This window comes from Enterococcus sp. 12F9_DIV0723 (assembly GCF_002174375.1).
Lineage (GTDB): Bacteria > Bacillota > Bacilli > Lactobacillales > Enterococcaceae > Enterococcus_A > Enterococcus_A gilvus.
Genome location: NZ_NIBK01000001.1, coordinates 115,368 through 133,662, shown reverse-complemented (window position 1 = coordinate 133,662; position 18,295 = coordinate 115,368). Strand labels below are relative to the sequence as shown.

Here is an 18,295-nt window from a genome sequence, read left to right as displayed (position 1 = left end):
TTAGATATCTAACTGTTCGAACAGAATATACACGCTCTTAAACCGAATGTCAATCAAAATATTTCGTTTCCTAATAATTAGGTATCTAACTATTCTACACCTTCACCAAAACACCTAAAAAATTCTATTAAATAATGTACTTTTGAAAATCAAATTAACTTATTCTCTGGCACTTCAAATTATGCAGCGTCTATTTAATTTACCTTAAAATTACTTTATAATATATTATGAAATATTTTTACTTTTAAAAATGTTTTATTTCAACACTATTAAAGAAATGAGCGCAAACTCTCGTATAAAAATCAATTAAGCATTGGAGGAAGAGTACATGAAAAAGTTTATGAAGTTGGGGATCATTTTATCGTTGGGATTAGTATTGGTTGGCTGCGGCAGCAATAACAATGAAGATACGATCACTGAACAATCGCAAACAATCGAGTCGTTGGAAAAGTCTACTAAAGAACTAAATAAGACAATTTCTTCGCTAGAAAAAACGGTCGAATCCTTCGAAATGAAACAAAAAGAGGAAGAATCAAAGACAGAATCATCTGAAAAATCACAAAAAGCAGCCCAAGCAGAACAGCTACGCAAAGAGCAAGAAGCGAAAGAAGCAGAAGCGAAACGAGCAGCCGAACAGGCGGAAGCCGCTCGAAAGGCCGAAGAAAAACGGCTTGCAGACGAGGCAGAGGCCGCCCGAAAAGCAGAAGAACAACGAGTCGCTCAAGAAGCAGAGGCAAAAAGACAGGCAGAAGCACAACAGGCTGCAGCGGCTCAAGCGCAGGCAGAGGCCCAAGCACAGCAACAGGCGCAGCAACAAGCACAAGCAGCCGAACCTGCACAGGGACAAACGGTTTACGTTACGCCGACCGGCAGCAAATACCACACCCACAAATGTGGAAACGGTACGTATTCACTGGCTACGTTAGAGGAGGCATTGGGGCGCGGATTGTCCCCTTGTTCAAAATGTTATTAAGAAAAAGGGTGCCTCTTGGCATCCTTTTTTCTCTATCTTCTTTTACTGATGTCGGAGGTGCTTTAAACGTAGAAAAAAGAGTTGCCGCATACACGAAAACTCTTTTTTCTACGTTAATTAGTTTGTTTTACCTTCTAGCAATCGATTTTGTCCTTCGATAGCCTGAATGTCTGTAATGTCTTGTGTGACTTCTAAGCAGCCTAGATAGTCATTCGATTCATTTTTTAAAGCAAAGTAACGGATATAGATTTTTTTCCCACGCATGTCGATCCAAAAATCAGCTTCTGTACGGACACCCGAGCGAAAATCATCTAAGATCTGCTGCACGATATGCATACTTTTTGGCGGATGGCAGTTGACGACTTCTCGTCCAATAACTGATTTTGTACGGGGGAAGACTCGGCTCTTTCCTTCTGAGAAAAAGCGCACCCGATCTTCTTTGTCTACAAAAGTCAGATCCACAGGCAAGACTTGGAACAAGGCGATCATTTCTTCCAGCTTCATTGTTCCCGTTGGCAAAACGATTGTTTCAGTCGACGTTTCATTTTCCCAATCATAATGCTCTTCGTCAGAAACATCTGAGGTTTCTGACGCAAGACCAGCTGCAATACTTTCCGTTGTTTCCTTGGCTTGTTGGATGGCGAGCTGCCGAGCCGGTTCTCGTTCCTGCTCTTGTTCTAGTGAGGCTTGGCTCGCTTTCCACGGCAAAGGTTCTGGAATAAAAGAAAAGCCGATATCAAAACTATCTTCTGCGATTTTTTCCCAATCCTTTAGGCTGAAAACATCCAAGGTCATAGGTGCCATGATTTCTTCCTCTTTAAAAATCATTTCTTCCAGCTCGCTTTTTGCTGCTTCCCATTTTTCAGCGATAGGGTTATAGGCTGTCTTGTCTGCTTTTGCCAATTGGATCAGTGCCTTGATCTGCTCACGAATCTCATCATCGACACCCCACATAACTTTTGGCGGCGCGGTGATGCCGTACTTTTCCATATAAGAAAAAATCAACGTTTCCTTCCGAGCATAGTGCTTATCAATCTGCAGCAGATCTTCCAGCGCATGAATCAGGCGCGGCTTTTGAGACCAATCCCCCGCTTTTATTTTAACCAGAAGACCATCGATTTCATCCGTCAGCAACGACTGCAGCACTTGATTTTCCAATTTCATCGTTTGGATCGGATGGCCTGGCTGTTCGTGTTCGAGGTTCGAACGGTGGATCTCGTTGATTGCCCCTTTAAATACAGAGGCATGGATGTTGCACAATTTCTGGATTTCCTGCGGATTCAACCCACTTTGTATCAGTGCCTTTTCTGCAGCCGTGATCTCCGTCACGTCGACCCCTTCAAATTCTTGATTAAACAATGTTTTGGCTTCTTCAAAAGAGCCCCCTTGATGCAGCAGCGACAAGATTTCGACAATCCTTTCCTGACGCTGCTTCCTTGTTCGTTCCATTAAAATTCTCCTTCCACTTCAAAGCCATTTGCTTCGAATGTTTGAATGATTTGATCCATTGGAATATGTTTCATTTTTGCGCCTTTAGGAATCGTGACGTACCGTCCAGCCGTCTGTAGCATTCCCGGTTTTGCGATGGCATCAAAACCTAATTTATACATTAAATCCTTGATTTCAGGATAAAGGGTGACTAATTCATACAAAGATTTGGACAAATCGAGTTTCTTCATTGTCAAACGCTGCTCCTTTCTTATTTGATAGGTCTCATTATACGTGCATCCTCCGCTTTTTACACGGGTTCTTTTAACCGATTACCTGTCTGTACGATTCAATGCAGTATATAGCGGTGCCAGCTCCTCCATCGCGTGGATGGTTTCCTCAACAACATTAGAAAGAGCATCTGTTTGAAAGAATAACTTTCCTAATTGAAAGCTTCGTCCCTTCATCGAATCTGTCCATTTATCCGACTGTGACTTTCCCTCCAAGAACGCTGTCAGCGGAAGGTGATCGTCCAATTCATGTTCTGTTTGCGGCCAGACAAAATAGTTTTTACTCTCCACCTGTAAATACCATTCAGCCAATGTCGCCAGCAGGTCATTGTACGTTGCCAAACTTCCTGAACGTTCCTCACTTTTATAATGCTGAAACATTAGATACACTTGAAATTGCTTTTTATTCAGCAGAACTGCTAAACAGGCATTTTGATTGTGATGTGCAGGATCACGATACGCACACCAAAAATGATTGCGCAAATTCCAGCCATTCGTCCAGCTTTCAATTTTCGGCTTTTCCATGTGAAATTCTTTCGGCAATCCATCCGCGACCGCCATCTGTATAGCTTTCCACTTTTGCCAATGTTCTTTATACTCTTTTTTGATTTTCTCAAGCTCTTTCTCTGAATGCTGCGCCTTCAGTTGTTTGAAAGTAAAATACTCCCGATCAAATAATTGAAAATCCGCGCGCACGATCTCCATAGTCCTCACCTCTCCATTCAGTCGTCCCTATTGTAAACAGCCCATAGGATTTATTCAAACGAAATCCTATGCAAAAAGGCACTTCCTCGTATTGAGAAAGTGCCTTGAATTCGTCCTGATTCAGTAATTTCTTCGATAGCTGTTGGTTCATTTATTCCTATGCTCCACTCCGTTATTCATTTGGCATCACTTGCGACAATTGCTCGGCGAATTGCCAGGTCTCGCCATTATCCGAAGAACGGTACAAGCAAGCGAACATCTTCCCTTGATCGATCCCTTTCATTTTCAACAAATAGAATTTCGCTTCTAGCTGATTCGTGCTGACTTGAGTCACCTCATTTGGTGATTGAAAAAGATCCAGTCCCCCTGTTTGGTATTCTTCGGGGATCGTCACCACCGCCTCTTTGAAGGAACTGCCGCTGTTGTTGGTATAATACAACTTCTCCCTCGTCGAAACAAACCCTAACGTTGGGTTCACGAAGCTGACATTTTGGACAGGTTGACCGATCGTGGTACTGTTCATTTGTGACCAACTTTGCCCATGATCGTTGGTTTGAAAAAGGATTAAGCCTTCCGAAGAAACTTCCGGTGAGGCGCTGGAGTAGGCCAATATGCCGCTTCCATCAGCAAAGAATTGTGCTTTGCGGTAACGCATGCGCTGTGCGTTCTCAGATACGAGGGCTTTTTGCCACGTTTTTCCGTTGTCTTTTGAAGCTAGAAAAAACAAGTCCTTCTCGTTTTTAGAGTAAATAAACCAAGAGAAATCCTTTGAGACAGCGTAGGTTTTATCCATCCAATAGCCCATTGGAATCTCACCAGTCGTCAATAAATAACTGCCTGCCCGCAACCACTCCGGCTTCAACGGGACAAATGTCCAAGCCGCTCCGCTATCTGTCGTCATGTACAGTTCATGAGTCTCATTATTCAACTCCAATTGATTGGCTTGATTTACCTGGTTGTTCGGTGCCTTTCCTTGCTGCGTCAGTAATCCAGCGCTCGACCGCGGCGCCTCGCTAGACGCTGTTGAATACGTACTAGGTCTCTCGCTCTCGCCATAAAGCATGCGATGTCGCGTCAGGCTCTCATAACCAAATACTCCCGCCGCCCCTAGAAAGACCAAACTAATCAGCAAGAGCGGCCATTTCGAATTCATCCTGTGCGCTTGAGGAAACGCGACTGGGAGCAGCGGCGGTTCGCTTGTTAATACAAATAATTGCATCGAGGAAAACCCAAAAAATTCTTGGCGATCCCCTAAACAAACCGAAGCACCGTCAAAGGTCGTGGTCAATTCGAGACAGTCGTCCTTCAATAAACGAATCATCGGCTTTTTGGGCTCTTCCGCTAAATAATACGCTTCACGGTCTTGATAAATAATCGGATATTTGGCTGCCCGTCTTACCAGCCGTTCCAAAAATTGCTGGAAAGATCGGCGTACCCATACCCCTTGAATCTCATTCACGATGAAAAATACCGCGACCGCAGCAACACTGAGAATACCTAATACTAGTGAAAAGTGGTAAAATCCCCGCAGCCAATAGCGAGTATCCATCGCGTGCGCGAACCCATCCATCCGTTGATAGACAATACTCCCGATCCCAAAAAACAGACCACTCGATACTATTAAAAACAGAAACGCCGTGATTCTATTTTTTTCTCGCTGCCTCTTTGCACGTTTATAGATCGGCTCCCCAGAAGAGAGCAGCTCGATAATCAATAATTCCTGATCCATACGTCCTCCCGTTCAACTTTTTTTCTCCTCTATTATCCGCCTAAAAAGATTGGATATCTAGCAAATAAACGAGGTTTAAAAAAAGCCCTAGAGATCACTCTCTAGAACTTTTTCAACCGTCCCACTTGTTCCGGCAGACCTTTGCGAATATAGGTGAAGCCTGAGTAAAGAACGACTGCGATCACGATCCAAGTCAGTACAGTCATATCTAAGCCTGTCACGAAACGGGTCGCAACAATCACACCAAAGATACCACCGATTGTAATTGCCAAACTGACTTTTCGTGAGTAATCTCCTGATTTAATAAAGTTTGTTCCTGCAACTGGCATCAAGCCCGCACACGAAGCCATCATGATAGGAAACGCCACTAAAGGGCTTAGCCCAAGCATATAGACAAGCGCCATACAAGGCGCGTACAAACCAACACCGATCGTCATCAGCGCCCCTAAGATAAAATTCCCAACGATCCCGATGATCAATTTAATCCCCGTCAAGCCTGTCAGGTGATTGCCCGTACCTAATAAATCCAATAAACCCAACTGCTTCATCGCCATCAAGGCAGCCGTGACGATCAAGGCGATACCCATATAAAACTGCACTTTCTTCTCCGGCAGCTTGCTGACTGTTTTTGAGCCAATGTAAGATCCGGCGATCGCTGCGATCACCAAAGAGAACAACGTCAACGGTGCCACCTTCACCACAGTGATAAAGATGAAGGCCTCGATAATTACCGGAACGGTATGAGAGACGTTCAGGGTGCCTGGTAATTGACGGTCATTGTCTAATTGTTTCGTCATTTCTACCAACATCGTCGTCGGTGCAAAGCTTCCGATTCCCAACGTATCCATCGCGTCTGTAACAAACCCGATCACACCAGACACCAGAAAGTTTCCGCCGCCCCAATTTCCACGTTCTGCGATAAGATCGCGAATAAAATAAAACAAATAGTAAACCAATAAGACTGCCAGCAGTCCCAACAAAATTTGTACCATCATTTTCTCCTCTGAATAAAATAATCAATGAAAGCTCTTTTTCCTTCTAAGATAATACAACAATTCACAAGGATTTTGACTGAAATCCACTAATAGTTTGATGATAGCCGTCCAAGAAACCTTGAAGGATTCTATGAGCGAGTACTCGACGAATCTTTCCAAAAAAAAGAACCTTCAATCGCTTGAAGGTCACTCACTCAACACAAAATAATTATTTTCAAGATCCGCGAAATTAAACAGCCGCCGATCCCCTTGTTCCATGATCGGATTCACATTCGGGCTTACGGTTTTTAGACGTTCATGATAGGTCGCTAAATCGGAAACCCTCATTACTAACGAAGGGAAATTGTCCACCACTTCAGGTGAGACTTCCTCAATGAACTTTCGGTCGAACAAAACAAGCTGGACGCCCTCCAGTAGTTGGACTGTTGCCTGCAGGCTTTCCTTCGTTACTGGCTGCTGTGAGACGAGCGTCCCATCGAAGCCTTGCTGCCAAAAGGCGACGGCACTTGCGACATCATTGACATACAGCATGATCTCGATTCCTTTAAGCATGTTTCTCCGCCACCTCCTTCAAACGAAAACGCACCATCTCCGTGATGAGAGCCGTTGGCAATTCTTGATCATACGGGAATTGCACCGCGCCTTTGGAGGTTTTATAGTCCGTTAGCTCCTCGCTGAAGGCCTCTATCGCACTAGGCGCCGGGTAAAACCCTAAATGATTTTTCAACCCGCCAAAGTGAACGAGATTTTCCTTTAAATAAAAGGTCGGCATCCCATAAGAGATTTTTTCAGTCGTTTCTACTGGCACTATTTCTTTGATAAGCTGATAGATTTCATTGAGCTTCGGCTGCTGCTCTTGGTTCGCCTCGTGGATGTATTTTTCGATTGAGGACATTTGATCACTCCTTTTTATCTTTTACCCAGTCTAGCTGAAAGAATTGAAAAGGGATACAAAGTTGCTCTATTCGTCCTTCAACAGGTCTCCTAATGAAAAGCCGTCGAAGGTCTCGCCATCATAATATTTCAACAATTGATCTGCCGTTAATAAAGAAGACGTCATTTCTTCCTCTTTATCCTCCACTTGATTCAATGCGGCATACTCTTGATATTGTGCCGCTAATTGCTGGTACATCGCTTTTTTCGAGGGGCCTTCCCCTGTGATGAAGGGCAATTCCTTGAGATGTCCGCGATAAAGCGGCAGGTCCTCTACCCATTCGATCGGTTGTTCTACTACGGTCAATTGCACTTCGGCAAAAAGGTCTTCGTACATTCGTTTTCTTCCTCTCGCATTTTCCGATACTGACGTGGTGTGCGCCCTTCGATTTGCTTGAAGCGTTTATAAAAGAAGGCCTTATCTTTATACCCCAATCGCTCCACGATCGTCTGCACCGTCAGGTCTGTCTGTTCTAAATATTTTTTGCAGCGTTCAATTCTTCTCAATAAGACGATCTCCGTAAAGGAATGACCCGTCTTCTCCTTCAATAAGCTCGATAGATAATTCGGATGGAAATGAAATTTTTCCGCTACCTCTTCCAATGTCACCTGCTCCAATCGCGCATCGATATACGCCAGCAGCTCTTCAGTCAATTGACCATTCGACACGACACTGTCCTTTGCGATCAAGCCCTCAGGAGGTGCTTGGCTGATCTCAACAATCAGCAGCACAAAGGCGGCCTTCGTCACTTTGTTATTGAAATAGGCCATTTTGACGACCTGCTTCAATAAAAGCAAGGCATAAAAATGAACGTCGGTCTCTCCTGCAAAATCATAAACCAGAAAGCGTGAAATGCCAACAAATTCCTCACTTAAAGCTTCGATAAAAAAACGATACAATAGAGGTTCCTCGAAAATTTGCCCCAGCAAAGATTCGGTGAAGTAGCTCGCTTTAAAATAAAACGTCAGCACTTGCGTCTCTAAGCTCCCTGTATAAGAGAGCTGCGCAGCGCCATTCACCAGCAGCAGCCCACCTGCTGTCAGGCATCTCTCCGTATTATCTAGCTGAATCGTCGCCGTCCCCTTCATCACATAGAGGATGCGAAGGAAGCCGTCTGGCACTTCGATTCGATCTGTCGAATCCTTCGTCACAAAAGCCGCGATCTCTCGCTGCGGATTCTCGGCAAACCGCTGAACCTCCCCCAGCATCTGTCCGTCATCTCCTAAGTAGCAATCCAGCGTCTTCAAAAATTGATAAAAACGCGTATCCTGCGTCGTTGTTGCATCCATCTTACCACCACCTTATAATCGAACACTTTCTTCTTTTCCTACACTATTTAAAACAACCATGAAACGGCATATACTTTCTTTATTGATTGTACCACTATTGAAGTGTTCGTACATTTGATTCAAACACTCTTGAGGAGGAATTTATGATGAAAATTGGTTTTATTGGAGCCGGCAATATGGCCTCCGCGATCGTGGAAGGCATCGTTCAAAACGGCTTTAGCCAACCAGAAGATATTTATTTATACGATATTTCCAAAGAAAAGGTCCAAGCATTTGCGGAAAAAGTCGGAGCCCATGCATTAAACGATCCGCAGGAAGTCATTCAAACGGTCGATACACTGATCTTGGCTGTGAAGCCGAATGTCATTAAAGGCGTGCTATTGGAAGCCAAAGAAGCAATTCTGCAAAAGGACCCGCTAATTGTCTCGATCGCAGCAGGAACCAGTACAGAAGCGATCTATGACGTGTTTGAAACCGACCAACCGATTCGAATCGTACGGGTAATGCCCAATATGAACGCGATGGTCGGTGAAGGCGCAGCAGCTGTTTGCGGAAACCCAAGTGCCACAAAAGAAGATGTCGCAACGATCATTGATCTATTCAATGCCGTCGGTAAGGCTTGGCCCTTAGAAGAGAAATATTTCTCCATCTTCACCGCGATCGCTGGAAGTTCGCCAGCGTACACCTTCCTATTCATCGATTCGATTGCTCGCGCAGCGGTGAAGAATGGGTTGCCGAAAGACATCGCCTTGGAAATGGCGACGCAAGCCATTTTAGGCAGTGCGCAGACCTTGGCTCACAGCGATGAAAATCCTTGGACGCTGATCGATCGCGTAAGCTCCCCTGGCGGAACGACTGTTGCAGGGATCGTTGAACTAGAAGACAATGCCTTCATTTCAACAGTGATCAAAGGCATCGATGCTACGATCCGTAAAGATGAGGAGTTAGGGAAGAAATAGCACAAAAAAAGTTATGCCGAATCAACGGCATAACTTTTTCTTTTTTACATATGAATCGGCAGTCCCAGACCAATCTCACTGGCATCCATCACCATCTCAGACAATGTCGGGTGTCCGTGGATCGTCAAAGAAATGTCTTCCAATGTTAAATAGGATTCGATGGCTAGTGTGAGCTCCGCCACTAGATCACTGGCATTGACCCCAACGATCTGCGCTCCTAAAATCAATTCGGTCTCTGCTTCAAAAACCAATCGGACAAAGCCATCTGTTGCATTCAATGACAACGCTCGACCATTGGCCTGCATCGGAAAATTCGCTGTCTTAGCCTTGATTCCGGCGGCTTTTGCTTCTGCTTGCGTATAGCCGACCGTCGCCACTTCTGGATCAGTGAAGCAGATGGCCGGAATCGCCCGATAATCCTTCGCGACATTTTTCCCGCTGATGACTTCTGCGGCGACTTTTGCTTCGTAGCTGGCCTTATGCGCCAGTGCCAACCCTTCGACAATGTCTCCGATGGCAAAAATCGTTTTCTGGGACGTTCGGTATTGTTCATCCACTTTGATCAGGTTTCTATCCGTCAGCGTAACTCCGGCTTTTTCCAAACCTAAGTTTTCCGTATTCGGTCGGCGCCCAACCGTGACCATCACATAATCTGCTTCGATCGTTTGCGTCTTGCCTTTGATTTCAACTTCTACCGCCACACCGTTTTTCGTTTCGACGGCTTTTTTCGCCTTCGCATTCGTGAAAATTTTTACGCCATTTTGTTTAAAGCGTTTCGCAACGATTTCGGAAATATCCTTTTCAAAATTTGGAACAATAGTCGGACTACCTTCGATGATCGTGACTTCTGAGCCGAGATTGCGATACGCGCCGCCTAGCTCTGAACCGACGATCCCGCCGCCAATAATGATCAGCTTCTTCGGGATTTCCTTCAAATTCAAGCCGCCAGTGGAATCCAATACACGCCCTTCAAACTTGAAGCCTGGAATCTCGATCGGGCGGCTGCCGGTTGCAACGATCGCCTGTTTGAATTCCAGTTTCTCTTCGCCATTTTTGGTGGTAATCGTCATACTTTGCGGACCGGTAAATTGCCCCCGACCCATGATCACGTCTACACCATTCTTCTTTAGGAGCATCCCTACGCCAGAGGTCAACGTCTTCACGACTTGTTGGTCTTTCCATTGCTGCGTCTTCGCAAAATCCAGCTGTGCATCCTTCACACTTAATCCTAGAAAATCAGAATGCTGCGCTTCTTGATAACGATGCCCCGCGGTAATCAGCGCCTTGGACGGAATGCACCCCACATTCAAACAAACGCCGCCGATATGCTCTGCTTCTATTACCGTCACCTTTTGTCCCAATTGTGCCGCACGAATGGCCGCCACATATCCGCCAGGTCCAGCGCCGATCACGACTGTTTCTGTTTTTTTCGTCATATTCGCAATCCCCCTACAGTAACAAACTCATTGGATTTTCCAACAGCTCAACGATCATACTCAAGAATGCCGCGGCGGGTGCGCCGTCAGCGACCCGATGATCGAAGGATAGGCAAAGATTCAAGGCTGTGATCGTTGCGGCCTGCGGTCCTTCCGGCGTGTTCTCCACTACCAATTTTTCGTAGCTTCCGCCAACGCCTAAGATTGCCACTTCTGGTAAATTGATGATGGGATTAAAGGTTTGCACTTTGCTGCGGCCCAATGAACTTATGGTAAAGGTCCCGCCGCTCATTTCTGCCGGCAGCAGTTGCCCATTGCGCGCCTTTTTCGTGGCCGCTTTTACGGCTGCAGTCAACGCACTTAATCCCTTTTGATCCGCTTTTTCTACGACCGGCACAACTAAACCTGCCTCCACAGCAACCGCGACGCCAAGATTGACGTGGTCAAAACGCTGAATCCCGTCTTCGTAGGCATTCGCATTAAACTCTGGATAGGCTTTTAGCGCGACCATCGCCGCTTTTGCGATGATTTCTAAGAAGGACAAGCGTTCGTCGGTCCGTTCTTCCACCATCGGCACTAATTGTTTTCGTAATTCGATGACGTTTGTCAGATCGACTTCGGCATTCATAGTGACATGTGGAATCGTCTGCTTACTTTCTGACATCTTGTCTGCGATCGCTTTGCGCATCCCGCTCCACGGAATCAGTTCACCTTCCGCGGCTTTCGGCATTGGCGCCGCAGCTGCAGGTGCTTGGTATTCCTTCACATCTAACGCTTGAATCCGGCCTTTTGGTCCGGAGCCTTGGATCGTCTGTAGATCAATGCCCTTTTCACGGGCGATTCGGCGGGCGGCGGGTGTTGCGCGAACATTTGTTGTCGCCACTGTCGTTTCTTCGACTGGTGCACCTGTTTCCGCTGCTTCCTCAGCTTTGGCTTCTTCCGCCGCTTCTGGTTCAGCTTCCGCGCCTGGCATCTCCGCCGGAACGTCTTCTCCTGCTTCACCGATGTAGGCGATCACGGAGTTTACTGGCGCACTATCCCCATCGCCGATATATTTTTTGAGTAAGATTCCTTCATCATAAGCTTCCACTTCGATCGCGATTTTATCCGTCATGACTTCAAAAATTGCCTCGCCGACTTCCACGGAATCGCCTTCATTTTTCAGCCATGTCGTGATCGTTCCAACATCCATCGTGGAACTCAACTTTGGCATCAATACTTCATTCGCCATTTTTTCCGCCCCCCCTATGCCATCAGTCCGCGACAAGCGTCGACAATATCTTCAACCTGAGGAACTGCTTTTTTCTCAAGCTCTGGATGGTACGGCATCGGAATTTCTTGGCCAGCTAAACGGATGATCGGCGCATCTAAGAAATCAAAGCATTCTTCCTCTGCGATCACACTAGCTAATTCGGCACTGAATCCGCTGCGCTTGACTGCTTCCGTCACAACGACCGCTCTCCCTGTCTTAACAACCGAATCAATAATCGTTTGCTTGTCCAACGGGACCAACGTGCGTGGATCGACCACTTCGATTTGGATGCCTTCTTCTGCCAAAATATCGGCTGCTTCCAGTGCTTTATGCACCATGATCCCTGTGGCTACGACAGAAATATCCGTTCCTTCTCGTTTGATATCTGCCACACCGATCGGGATCGTGTATTTTCCTTCCGGCACGTCCGAAGTCGTCCGATAGCAGAGCTTGTGCTCATAAAACATGACTGGGTTGTTGTCTTCGATGGCTGCGTGCAGCAGACCCTTCGCATCATAAGCCGTTGCCGGTTGAATGACTTTTAGACCAGGAACATGAGCTGTCCAGTTTTCCAAACTTTGCGAGTGCTGCGCTGCCGCGCCTGTCCCTGAGCCGCCGGGAGTCCGCATCACCAATGGAATCTTGGCTTTTCCGCCATACATGTAGCGAATCTTCGCCGCTTGGTTTACGATTTGATCCAGAGCGATCGTAATGAAATCCGAAAACTGAATCTCAAAAATCGGCCGCATCCCCGTCATCGCCGAACCCACGGCAGCGCCCGCGATCACCGATTCAGAGATCGGCGTGGAACGAACCCGCTCTTCCCCGAATTCCTCTACCATCCCGCGACTCACACCAAACGCGCCGCCATAAACGCCGATGTCTTCGCCTAACATGAAAATATCTTCATCTTCTCGCATCGCTTCAGACATCGCTTCTCTGACTGCTTCCGCGTAAGTGATTTCTCTCATTATTTTGCTCCTCCTATTTCGTACTAAAGTATTTATTTTTCTAAAGGAAAAATAAGTTTGATCGTCATCGCGCATCCCATTTTACTAACTTGTTAAAGCAAGAAGTAAAACTGGCAAACCGGTATCCTAATCCGAATAAACGTCTTCAAACATCGTCTCGATCGCCGGCATCGGGCTTTCTTCTGCAAAGGTCACCGCGTCTTCGATCGCTTGTTTGGCTGCTAAACGAATCTCTTCTGCTTCCTCTTCCGTGAAGATCCCTGCGGCCACAAACTTCTCACGAGCCAATTTGATTGGGTCATGATTCTTGCGCCAATCTTCTTCCTCTTCCTTCGTGCGGTATTTCTTCGCATCGGATTTTGAGTGGCCTTTCCAACGATAGGTCATGGCCTCGATCAGGGTTGGACCTTCCCCGCGACGGGCTTTTTCGACCGCATCATAGGTGGTGTTGATGACCTCGATCACGTCATTTCCTTCGATCGTGATCCCTTCGATCCCGTAGGCTTTCGCCCGCTCTGACAACCGCTCCACATTCATCATGGTTTTGAAGGGACCGCTCATTCCGTATTGATTGTTTTCAATAAAGAAGACCACAGGCAATGCCCAGATCGACGCCAAGTTCAAGGATTCATGGAAGCTCCCCTCATTGGTCGAACCGTCGCCTGCGTAGGCCAGCGCCACCTTGTCATCCCCTTTGATCTTTGAAGTCAACGCAGCGCCCGTTGCGATCGGGAATCCGCCGCCGACGATGCCGTTTGCGCCAAGATTTCCTGTATCTAGATCGGCGATATGCATGGAGCCGCCTTTCCCATTGTTGGTTCCAGTCGTCCGACCGAAGAGCTCCGCCATCATTTCATTGATATTCGTCCCTTTGGCGATGGTTTGTCCATGCCCGCGGTGCGTGGCGGTGATCCAGTCCGTTTTTCTCAAAACAGCGCCACTGCCCGCCGCGGTGGATTCTTGTCCGACTGCCAAGTGAGTCGTTCCGTGGATCAAGCCTTTCGCAAATAATTGATCGACCTTCTCATCAAAGAATCGGATTTCCCACATTCTGCGGTAAAGCGTTATGAACGCTTCATCCGTCAATCCTGCTCGATTCGGAATCGAGATGTTTTCCGTTGCTGTCATCATTTATGCGCCTCCATTTTATTTATCTTCTTCTACTAACGTTTTCGCTGTCTCTTCATCGGTGATCAGCACATTGACCAAATTCCCTCTCAGTGCCGCCCGTATCCCGCTGACTTTTTCCTTGCCGCCAGATATGCCGATCCGCTTTGGTATCTTCTTCAATTCTGTCAAACTGATCGCTAACACGCGGTCGTTCCACGTACACTCTGCAAGTTCGCCCTCCTCATCAATAAAGTTGTAGCAAATATCTCCCGACACATTGCCAGCAGATAATTCCTTTCTCAGGGGTACTTCTTCATTTGGTAAATATGCTTTGGTCATCGTGGAATAGGCAGGCAGGCCGCCGATCCCGACTAACGCGATATCCGCTTTTTTCCCTTTATCAAACACGTTCTTGATAAACGATTGTGCCATAAATACTTGTTTGGCTTCCGCTGAATCCACTGTGATCGGCGCATGCAGCTCCAACACCGAGCCGCCGCTCTTTCTGGCAAAAATCTCGCAGACCACGTTGGCTTGTAAAGCGGTGTGCTCTTGTCCTAATCCGCCAACCAGCGGAATAAAACGAACATTCTCCATTTGATTCTTCGGCAAAAAATTTTGCGCCGCTTCATGGACCACCATTCCGGCTGAGACCCCGACCGTTTCATTTCCTGTCAGGATGCGAGACAGGTATTTACCCGCTGCGATGCCTATGCGTTTGTTCAGCATTTCTGCCGCTGCCGGTGCGATGCAGATCACTTCTTCCAACTCAAACTTCTCTACCAGTTTTTCTTCTAATAGACGATACGGATGAACCAGATCGTCATGAATAATAATTTCTACCAATCCTAAAGAACGCGCCTTCGCCAAATATTTAGAAACCAGTGAGCGGCTGATGTTGAATTTTTTCGCCACTTCCGATTGCTTGGCTCCTTCTTCGTAATACATTGAAGCAATCTCCGTCAATAATCGGGCATCGTCGGAATAACTCATCTTTATTCCCTCCTATAACGATTCTCTTCTATTTGCGACCAGATATTATCATATGTTCCTATATTTAACATATGTCACACTGTCATCATAAGAGTCGACGTCGCAAGTGTCAACGCTTTCACCAAATGATTTCGTTCACAAGCGCATCTTTATCCAATGTTCCAACGACGCGGTTTTCGGAACAAATGTCACGGCATTTCACAAACAAATAATAAAAACGCTGGTTTATCGAGGAACCTCGATAAACCAGCGTTTTTTTATTTATGCTATTTCTTCCATTCGTCGACTTCTTTTTGGTGTTCTTTGATCCAGTCTTGTGCTGCTTGAGAAGGGTCTTTGCCTTCATTGATCGCTAACATGACACTTTCCATGTCCTTTTGCGTCCAATTGAAGTTGTCCAATACCTTGTACGCTTCTGGCTGATCTTTCTCCAGCCCTTTGCGTGCCATTGTATGGATCGCTTCTTCGGTTCCCATAGCGCCTTTTGGATCTTCTAAATATTTCAACCCATATTTTGCGAACATCCAATGTGGCGACCAGCCTGTGATCACGATTGGTTGTTTTTTCTTGATCGCTTGACCAAGAGCAACGGTCATCGCACCAGATGAAGACGTAGAAACGTTCCAATCCGCTAGATTTGGATAAGCCTTCACGGTATTTTCAGCCGCATTCACAACACCTGCGCCAGGCTCGATCCCAGTGATGGTCTTGTTGGCTTGATCTGTCAGGTCCGCGATGGAATTCACATCCATGTAGTCAGGAACAACGATCCCGACTTTCGCCCCTTTCAGATTCACGCCAAGATCATCGACTTGATCTTTGTATTGTGCAAATTGAGATTTGTGCGTGTTTGGCAGCCAAGCGGATACCATCGCGTCCGATTCCCCTTTTGCGACAGATTCCCACATGATCGCATTGTCTAACGGTGTCATGTTGACGTTGTAGCCCATTTCCTTCAATACTTCTCCGACGACGTGTGTGGAAGCAACTTCCGTGTCCCATTCCACGTAAGTCAAATTGATCGTTCCTTTGTTTTCTTTTGAGGCTCCGCCTAATCCAAAGGAAGCCAGTAAGACGATCGCTGCAACGACACCTGCTGCGATACCGATCTTTTTCTTCTTCGGCATTTTTTGAGCAGATTGTTGTTTTGGTTTGTTGATGTTTTGTGTAAAACGGTCAATGATGATCGCTAAGATAACCAAAGCCAAACCGTTTACGAAACCATTCCCGACTTGTGCACGCTGCAAGGCGGACAAGACGCCGCGACCTAGACCGGGTGCACCGATCATAGAGGCGATCACGACCATAGATAAAGCCAACATCGTTGTTTGGTTGATACCGGCTAAAATCGTGCTTTTCGCTAATGGCAATTCTAACTTGAATAATTTTTGTTTCGCTGTTCCACCGAATGAATCAGAGGCTTCCACCAATTCTTTCGGAATTTGACGAATCCCTAAGTTGGTAAAACGAACCGTTGGCGGCAACGCGAAGATCACTGAGGCGAATACCCCTGGGACCATTCCGATACCGAAGAACGCGACCGCAGGAATCAAATAAACGAAACCTGGCATCGTCTGCATAAAGTCCAAGATCGGCGTGATGATTTTCTTTGCTGTCTCATTTTTCGCCATCAAGATCCCCAATGGTACCCCGATGATGATCGATAGCACACTCGATAAAAGAACCAATGTGACCGTGCTCATCAAGTCTGTCCATAACCCTTGATTATAAATGAAGAGCAAGCCGATCAACGTGAAGCTCGTCAATCCCCATTTCTTATTTGAAATGAAAAAGGCGGCAACTGTTAATGCTAAAATAAACAATAATGGCGGGATCATCGTTAATAGACTGGTCATCCCATCCATTAAAAATTGACCAATGTGCTGTAAGGCTGAGAACAATCCGGAGAATGTTCCTGTCAACCAATCTGTAAAGCTCTCTACCCAATTTGCGACGGGCAAGGCTTGTTGTAAAATATTAAACATCCATCTTCACCTCTTCTGTCTCTGTATCTGCCAATGCCTCTAACACACTTCCCCGAATAACGACGCCGACTAAGCGATCGCCTTCTACTACGGCCAAGGGTGCTGGCGAATCAAAAATCAGATTAAAAATATCAGTGACCAACATATCTTTTGGTATCCGACGGACATTTTTATCGATGACGTCTTTAATTTCTAAATTATTCTTCCGTGCTTCACGGGCTTTGTCTGCTGTCAGACTGCCCTTCAGCTTACGCTTGCGGTCTACCGCTAAAAGCATGCTGACTTCTTCTTTCCGCATCCGATTCAAGGCAACATTTGGACCGTCGACTTCGATATTGGTCGTCAATGCCGGTACCATGATGTTTTGTGCCGTCAGAACCTTCGAACGATCGACATCCTCTACGAAATCACGAACATATTGGTTCGCTGGATGTGTCAGAATTTCTTCCCCCGTTCCGATCTGCATGATTTGTCCGTCCTTCATCAAAGCGATGCGATCGCCGATGCGTAACGCTTCATTCAAATCATGGGTGATGAAAATAATTGTTTTTTGCACGTTGGCCTGCAAATCCAACAATTCATCCTGCATCTCGCGGCGGATCAATGGGTCCAACGCTGAGAACGCTTCGTCCATCAACAGGATCTCTGGATCGTTGGCTAACGCCCGCGCCAATCCAACCCGCTGCTGCATCCCACCGGATAGTTGATTTGGGTATTGATCTTTAAAGGTCAATAACCCTGAGTTGTCTAATGCTTGTTCTGCCTTGGCTTGGCGATCTTCTTTCGGCACGCCTCGCACTTCAAGACCATATTCTGTATTTTCTAAAATCGTACGATGAGGAAACAGTCCGAAATTTTGGAAAACCATATTGATTTTATGGCGGCGTACTTCTCGCAACGCTTCTTTATCCATTTTGGCAATGTCTTCACCATCGATATAGATCTCTCCAGAGGTTGGATCGATCAACCGATTCAATAAACGAATCATTGTGGATTTTCCGCTGCCGGAAAGTCCCATGATAACAAAAATTTCCCCTTCATTGACTTCAAAGCTTGCATCATATACACCAACAGTCGCACCTGTTTTTTCTACAATTTCGTTTTTACTGCGATTCTCTTGAATCATCGCAAGGGCTTGTTGCTGTTTTTTCCCAAATATTTTAGTCAGATGTTCTACCTTAACTTTACTCAAATTTATATCCTCCTTTAACAAAAGTGACCATACAACACTAACATCATGTGGTCA

18 protein-coding genes are annotated in these 18,295 nt (G+C 46.2%); 2 read left to right on the top strand and 16 right to left on the bottom strand.

All coding sequences use genetic code 11. The features are described from left to right. Positions 1–328: 328 nt before the first annotated feature. Positions 329–973 (top strand): hypothetical protein, encoded by a 645-nt coding sequence (locus A5868_RS00660; RefSeq protein ID WP_086305927.1) that lies wholly within the window; start codon positions 329–331, stop codon positions 971–973. 117 nt (positions 974–1,090) lie between these two features. On the opposite strand, the gene A5868_RS00655 is transcribed toward A5868_RS00660, so the two are convergent. From A5868_RS00655 to A5868_RS00615, 9 genes are all read right to left on the bottom strand, one after another. Beyond that, positions 1,091–2,422: a DUF438 domain-containing protein gene (locus tag A5868_RS00655; RefSeq protein WP_086305928.1), complete on the bottom strand. Its 1,332-nt coding sequence runs from the start codon at positions 2,420–2,422 to the stop codon at positions 1,091–1,093. Further along, a complete protein-coding gene (locus A5868_RS00650) occupies positions 2,422–2,652 on the bottom strand; it encodes a DUF1858 domain-containing protein (protein WP_010782140.1) in 231 nt (76 codons plus the stop codon). Before A5868_RS00650 ends, A5868_RS00655 begins: the two co-directional genes overlap by 1 nt. Positions 2,653–2,733: 81 nt before the next feature. Then, positions 2,734–3,396 carry an HI_0552 family protein gene (locus A5868_RS00645; protein ID WP_086305929.1) on the bottom strand — a complete coding sequence of 221 codons (663 nt, stop codon included), beginning with the start codon at positions 3,394–3,396 and terminating at the stop codon, positions 2,734–2,736. A 172-nt stretch (positions 3,397–3,568) separates the two neighbouring features. Beyond that, on the bottom strand, positions 3,569–5,125 hold the full coding sequence (locus tag A5868_RS00640) for a WD40/YVTN/BNR-like repeat-containing protein (protein ID WP_086305930.1): 1,557 nt from the start codon (positions 5,123–5,125) through the stop codon (positions 3,569–3,571). Between the two features lie 101 nt (positions 5,126–5,226). After that, the gene (locus A5868_RS00635; protein WP_086305931.1) at positions 5,227–6,117 is read right to left on the bottom strand and encodes a sulfite exporter TauE/SafE family protein; all 891 of its coding nucleotides are present in this window, start codon (positions 6,115–6,117) and stop codon (positions 5,227–5,229) included. A 189-nt stretch (positions 6,118–6,306) separates the two neighbouring features. Further along, the gene (locus A5868_RS00630) at positions 6,307–6,672 is read right to left on the bottom strand and encodes a VOC family protein (protein ID WP_086305932.1); all 366 of its coding nucleotides are present in this window, start codon (positions 6,670–6,672) and stop codon (positions 6,307–6,309) included. Continuing rightward, the gene (locus A5868_RS00625; protein ID WP_086305933.1) at positions 6,665–7,015 is read right to left on the bottom strand and encodes an iron chaperone; all 351 of its coding nucleotides are present in this window, start codon (positions 7,013–7,015) and stop codon (positions 6,665–6,667) included. Before A5868_RS00625 ends, A5868_RS00630 begins: the two co-directional genes overlap by 8 nt. Positions 7,016–7,081: 66 nt before the next feature. Further along, the gene (locus A5868_RS00620) at positions 7,082–7,390 is read right to left on the bottom strand and encodes a hypothetical protein (protein WP_086305934.1); all 309 of its coding nucleotides are present in this window, start codon (positions 7,388–7,390) and stop codon (positions 7,082–7,084) included. Continuing rightward, positions 7,357–8,343 (bottom strand): helix-turn-helix domain-containing protein, encoded by a 987-nt coding sequence (locus A5868_RS00615; RefSeq protein WP_086305935.1) that lies wholly within the window; start codon positions 8,341–8,343, stop codon positions 7,357–7,359. Before A5868_RS00615 ends, A5868_RS00620 begins: the two co-directional genes overlap by 34 nt. A 146-nt stretch (positions 8,344–8,489) precedes the next feature. Between A5868_RS00615 and proC the strand changes: the two genes are divergently transcribed. Further along, the gene (gene proC, locus A5868_RS00610) at positions 8,490–9,302 is read left to right on the top strand and encodes a pyrroline-5-carboxylate reductase (RefSeq protein ID WP_081633635.1); all 813 of its coding nucleotides are present in this window, start codon (positions 8,490–8,492) and stop codon (positions 9,300–9,302) included. 44 nt (positions 9,303–9,346) lie between these two features. On the opposite strand, the gene lpdA is transcribed toward proC, so the two are convergent. The 7 genes from lpdA to A5868_RS00575 all read right to left on the bottom strand — a co-directional run bounded on the left by lpdA (position 9,347) and on the right by A5868_RS00575 (position 18,241). Next, entirely contained in the window at positions 9,347–10,738 is a 1,392-nt protein-coding gene (gene lpdA, locus A5868_RS00605) for a dihydrolipoyl dehydrogenase (RefSeq protein WP_086305936.1), read from the bottom strand. 13 nt (positions 10,739–10,751) lie between these two features. Next, the gene (locus A5868_RS00600; protein WP_086305937.1) at positions 10,752–11,969 is read right to left on the bottom strand and encodes a dihydrolipoamide acetyltransferase family protein; all 1,218 of its coding nucleotides are present in this window, start codon (positions 11,967–11,969) and stop codon (positions 10,752–10,754) included. A 14-nt stretch (positions 11,970–11,983) separates the two neighbouring features. Further along, positions 11,984–12,961, bottom strand: coding sequence for an alpha-ketoacid dehydrogenase subunit beta (locus A5868_RS00595; protein WP_086305938.1), 978 nt, complete (start codon positions 12,959–12,961; stop codon positions 11,984–11,986). A gap of 126 nt (positions 12,962–13,087) precedes the next feature. Then, positions 13,088–14,092 carry a thiamine pyrophosphate-dependent dehydrogenase E1 component subunit alpha gene (locus A5868_RS00590; RefSeq protein WP_086305939.1) on the bottom strand — a complete coding sequence of 335 codons (1,005 nt, stop codon included), beginning with the start codon at positions 14,090–14,092 and terminating at the stop codon, positions 13,088–13,090. A gap of 15 nt (positions 14,093–14,107) precedes the next feature. Next, positions 14,108–15,064 carry a sugar-binding transcriptional regulator gene (locus A5868_RS00585; protein WP_086305940.1) on the bottom strand — a complete coding sequence of 319 codons (957 nt, stop codon included), beginning with the start codon at positions 15,062–15,064 and terminating at the stop codon, positions 14,108–14,110. Between the two features lie 266 nt (positions 15,065–15,330). After that, positions 15,331–17,049, bottom strand: coding sequence for an ABC transporter permease/substrate binding protein (locus A5868_RS00580; RefSeq protein ID WP_010782163.1), 1,719 nt, complete (start codon positions 17,047–17,049; stop codon positions 15,331–15,333). Next, entirely contained in the window at positions 17,042–18,241 is a 1,200-nt protein-coding gene (locus tag A5868_RS00575; RefSeq protein WP_086305941.1) for a quaternary amine ABC transporter ATP-binding protein, read from the bottom strand. Before A5868_RS00575 ends, A5868_RS00580 begins: the two co-directional genes overlap by 8 nt. Positions 18,242–18,295: the final 54 nt, after the last annotated feature.

Excerpts from the sequence above, each read along its gene's own strand:
- A5868_RS00615 (WP_086305935.1), bottom strand. The coding sequence starts at position 8,343 with ATGGATGCAACAACGACGCAGGATACGCGTTTTTATCAATTTTTGAAG.
- A5868_RS00640 (WP_086305930.1), bottom strand. The coding sequence starts at position 5,125 with ATGGATCAGGAATTATTGATTATCGAGCTGCTCTCTTCTGGGGAGCCG.
- A5868_RS00650 (WP_010782140.1), bottom strand. The coding sequence starts at position 2,652 with ATGAAGAAACTCGATTTGTCCAAATCTTTGTATGAATTAGTCACCCTT.
- proC (WP_081633635.1), top strand. The coding sequence starts at position 8,490 with ATGAAAATTGGTTTTATTGGAGCCGGCAATATGGCCTCCGCGATCGTG.
- A5868_RS00585 (WP_086305940.1), bottom strand. The coding sequence starts at position 15,064 with ATGAGTTATTCCGACGATGCCCGATTATTGACGGAGATTGCTTCAATG.
- A5868_RS00630 (WP_086305932.1), bottom strand. The coding sequence starts at position 6,672 with ATGCTTAAAGGAATCGAGATCATGCTGTATGTCAATGATGTCGCAAGT.
- A5868_RS00625 (WP_086305933.1), bottom strand. The coding sequence starts at position 7,015 with ATGTCCTCAATCGAAAAATACATCCACGAGGCGAACCAAGAGCAGCAG.
- A5868_RS00600 (WP_086305937.1), bottom strand. The coding sequence starts at position 11,969 with ATGGCGAATGAAGTATTGATGCCAAAGTTGAGTTCCACGATGGATGTT.
- A5868_RS00660 (WP_086305927.1), top strand. The coding sequence starts at position 329 with ATGAAAAAGTTTATGAAGTTGGGGATCATTTTATCGTTGGGATTAGTA.
- A5868_RS00655 (WP_086305928.1), bottom strand. The coding sequence starts at position 2,422 with ATGGAACGAACAAGGAAGCAGCGTCAGGAAAGGATTGTCGAAATCTTG.
- A5868_RS00595 (WP_086305938.1), bottom strand. The coding sequence starts at position 12,961 with ATGAGAGAAATCACTTACGCGGAAGCAGTCAGAGAAGCGATGTCTGAA.
- A5868_RS00590 (WP_086305939.1), bottom strand. The coding sequence starts at position 14,092 with ATGATGACAGCAACGGAAAACATCTCGATTCCGAATCGAGCAGGATTG.
- A5868_RS00620 (WP_086305934.1), bottom strand. The coding sequence starts at position 7,390 with ATGTACGAAGACCTTTTTGCCGAAGTGCAATTGACCGTAGTAGAACAA.
- A5868_RS00635 (WP_086305931.1), bottom strand. The coding sequence starts at position 6,117 with ATGGTACAAATTTTGTTGGGACTGCTGGCAGTCTTATTGGTTTACTAT.
- A5868_RS00580 (WP_010782163.1), bottom strand. The coding sequence starts at position 17,049 with ATGTTTAATATTTTACAACAAGCCTTGCCCGTCGCAAATTGGGTAGAG.
- A5868_RS00645 (WP_086305929.1), bottom strand. The coding sequence starts at position 3,396 with ATGGAGATCGTGCGCGCGGATTTTCAATTATTTGATCGGGAGTATTTT.
- lpdA (WP_086305936.1), bottom strand. The coding sequence starts at position 10,738 with ATGACGAAAAAAACAGAAACAGTCGTGATCGGCGCTGGACCTGGCGGA.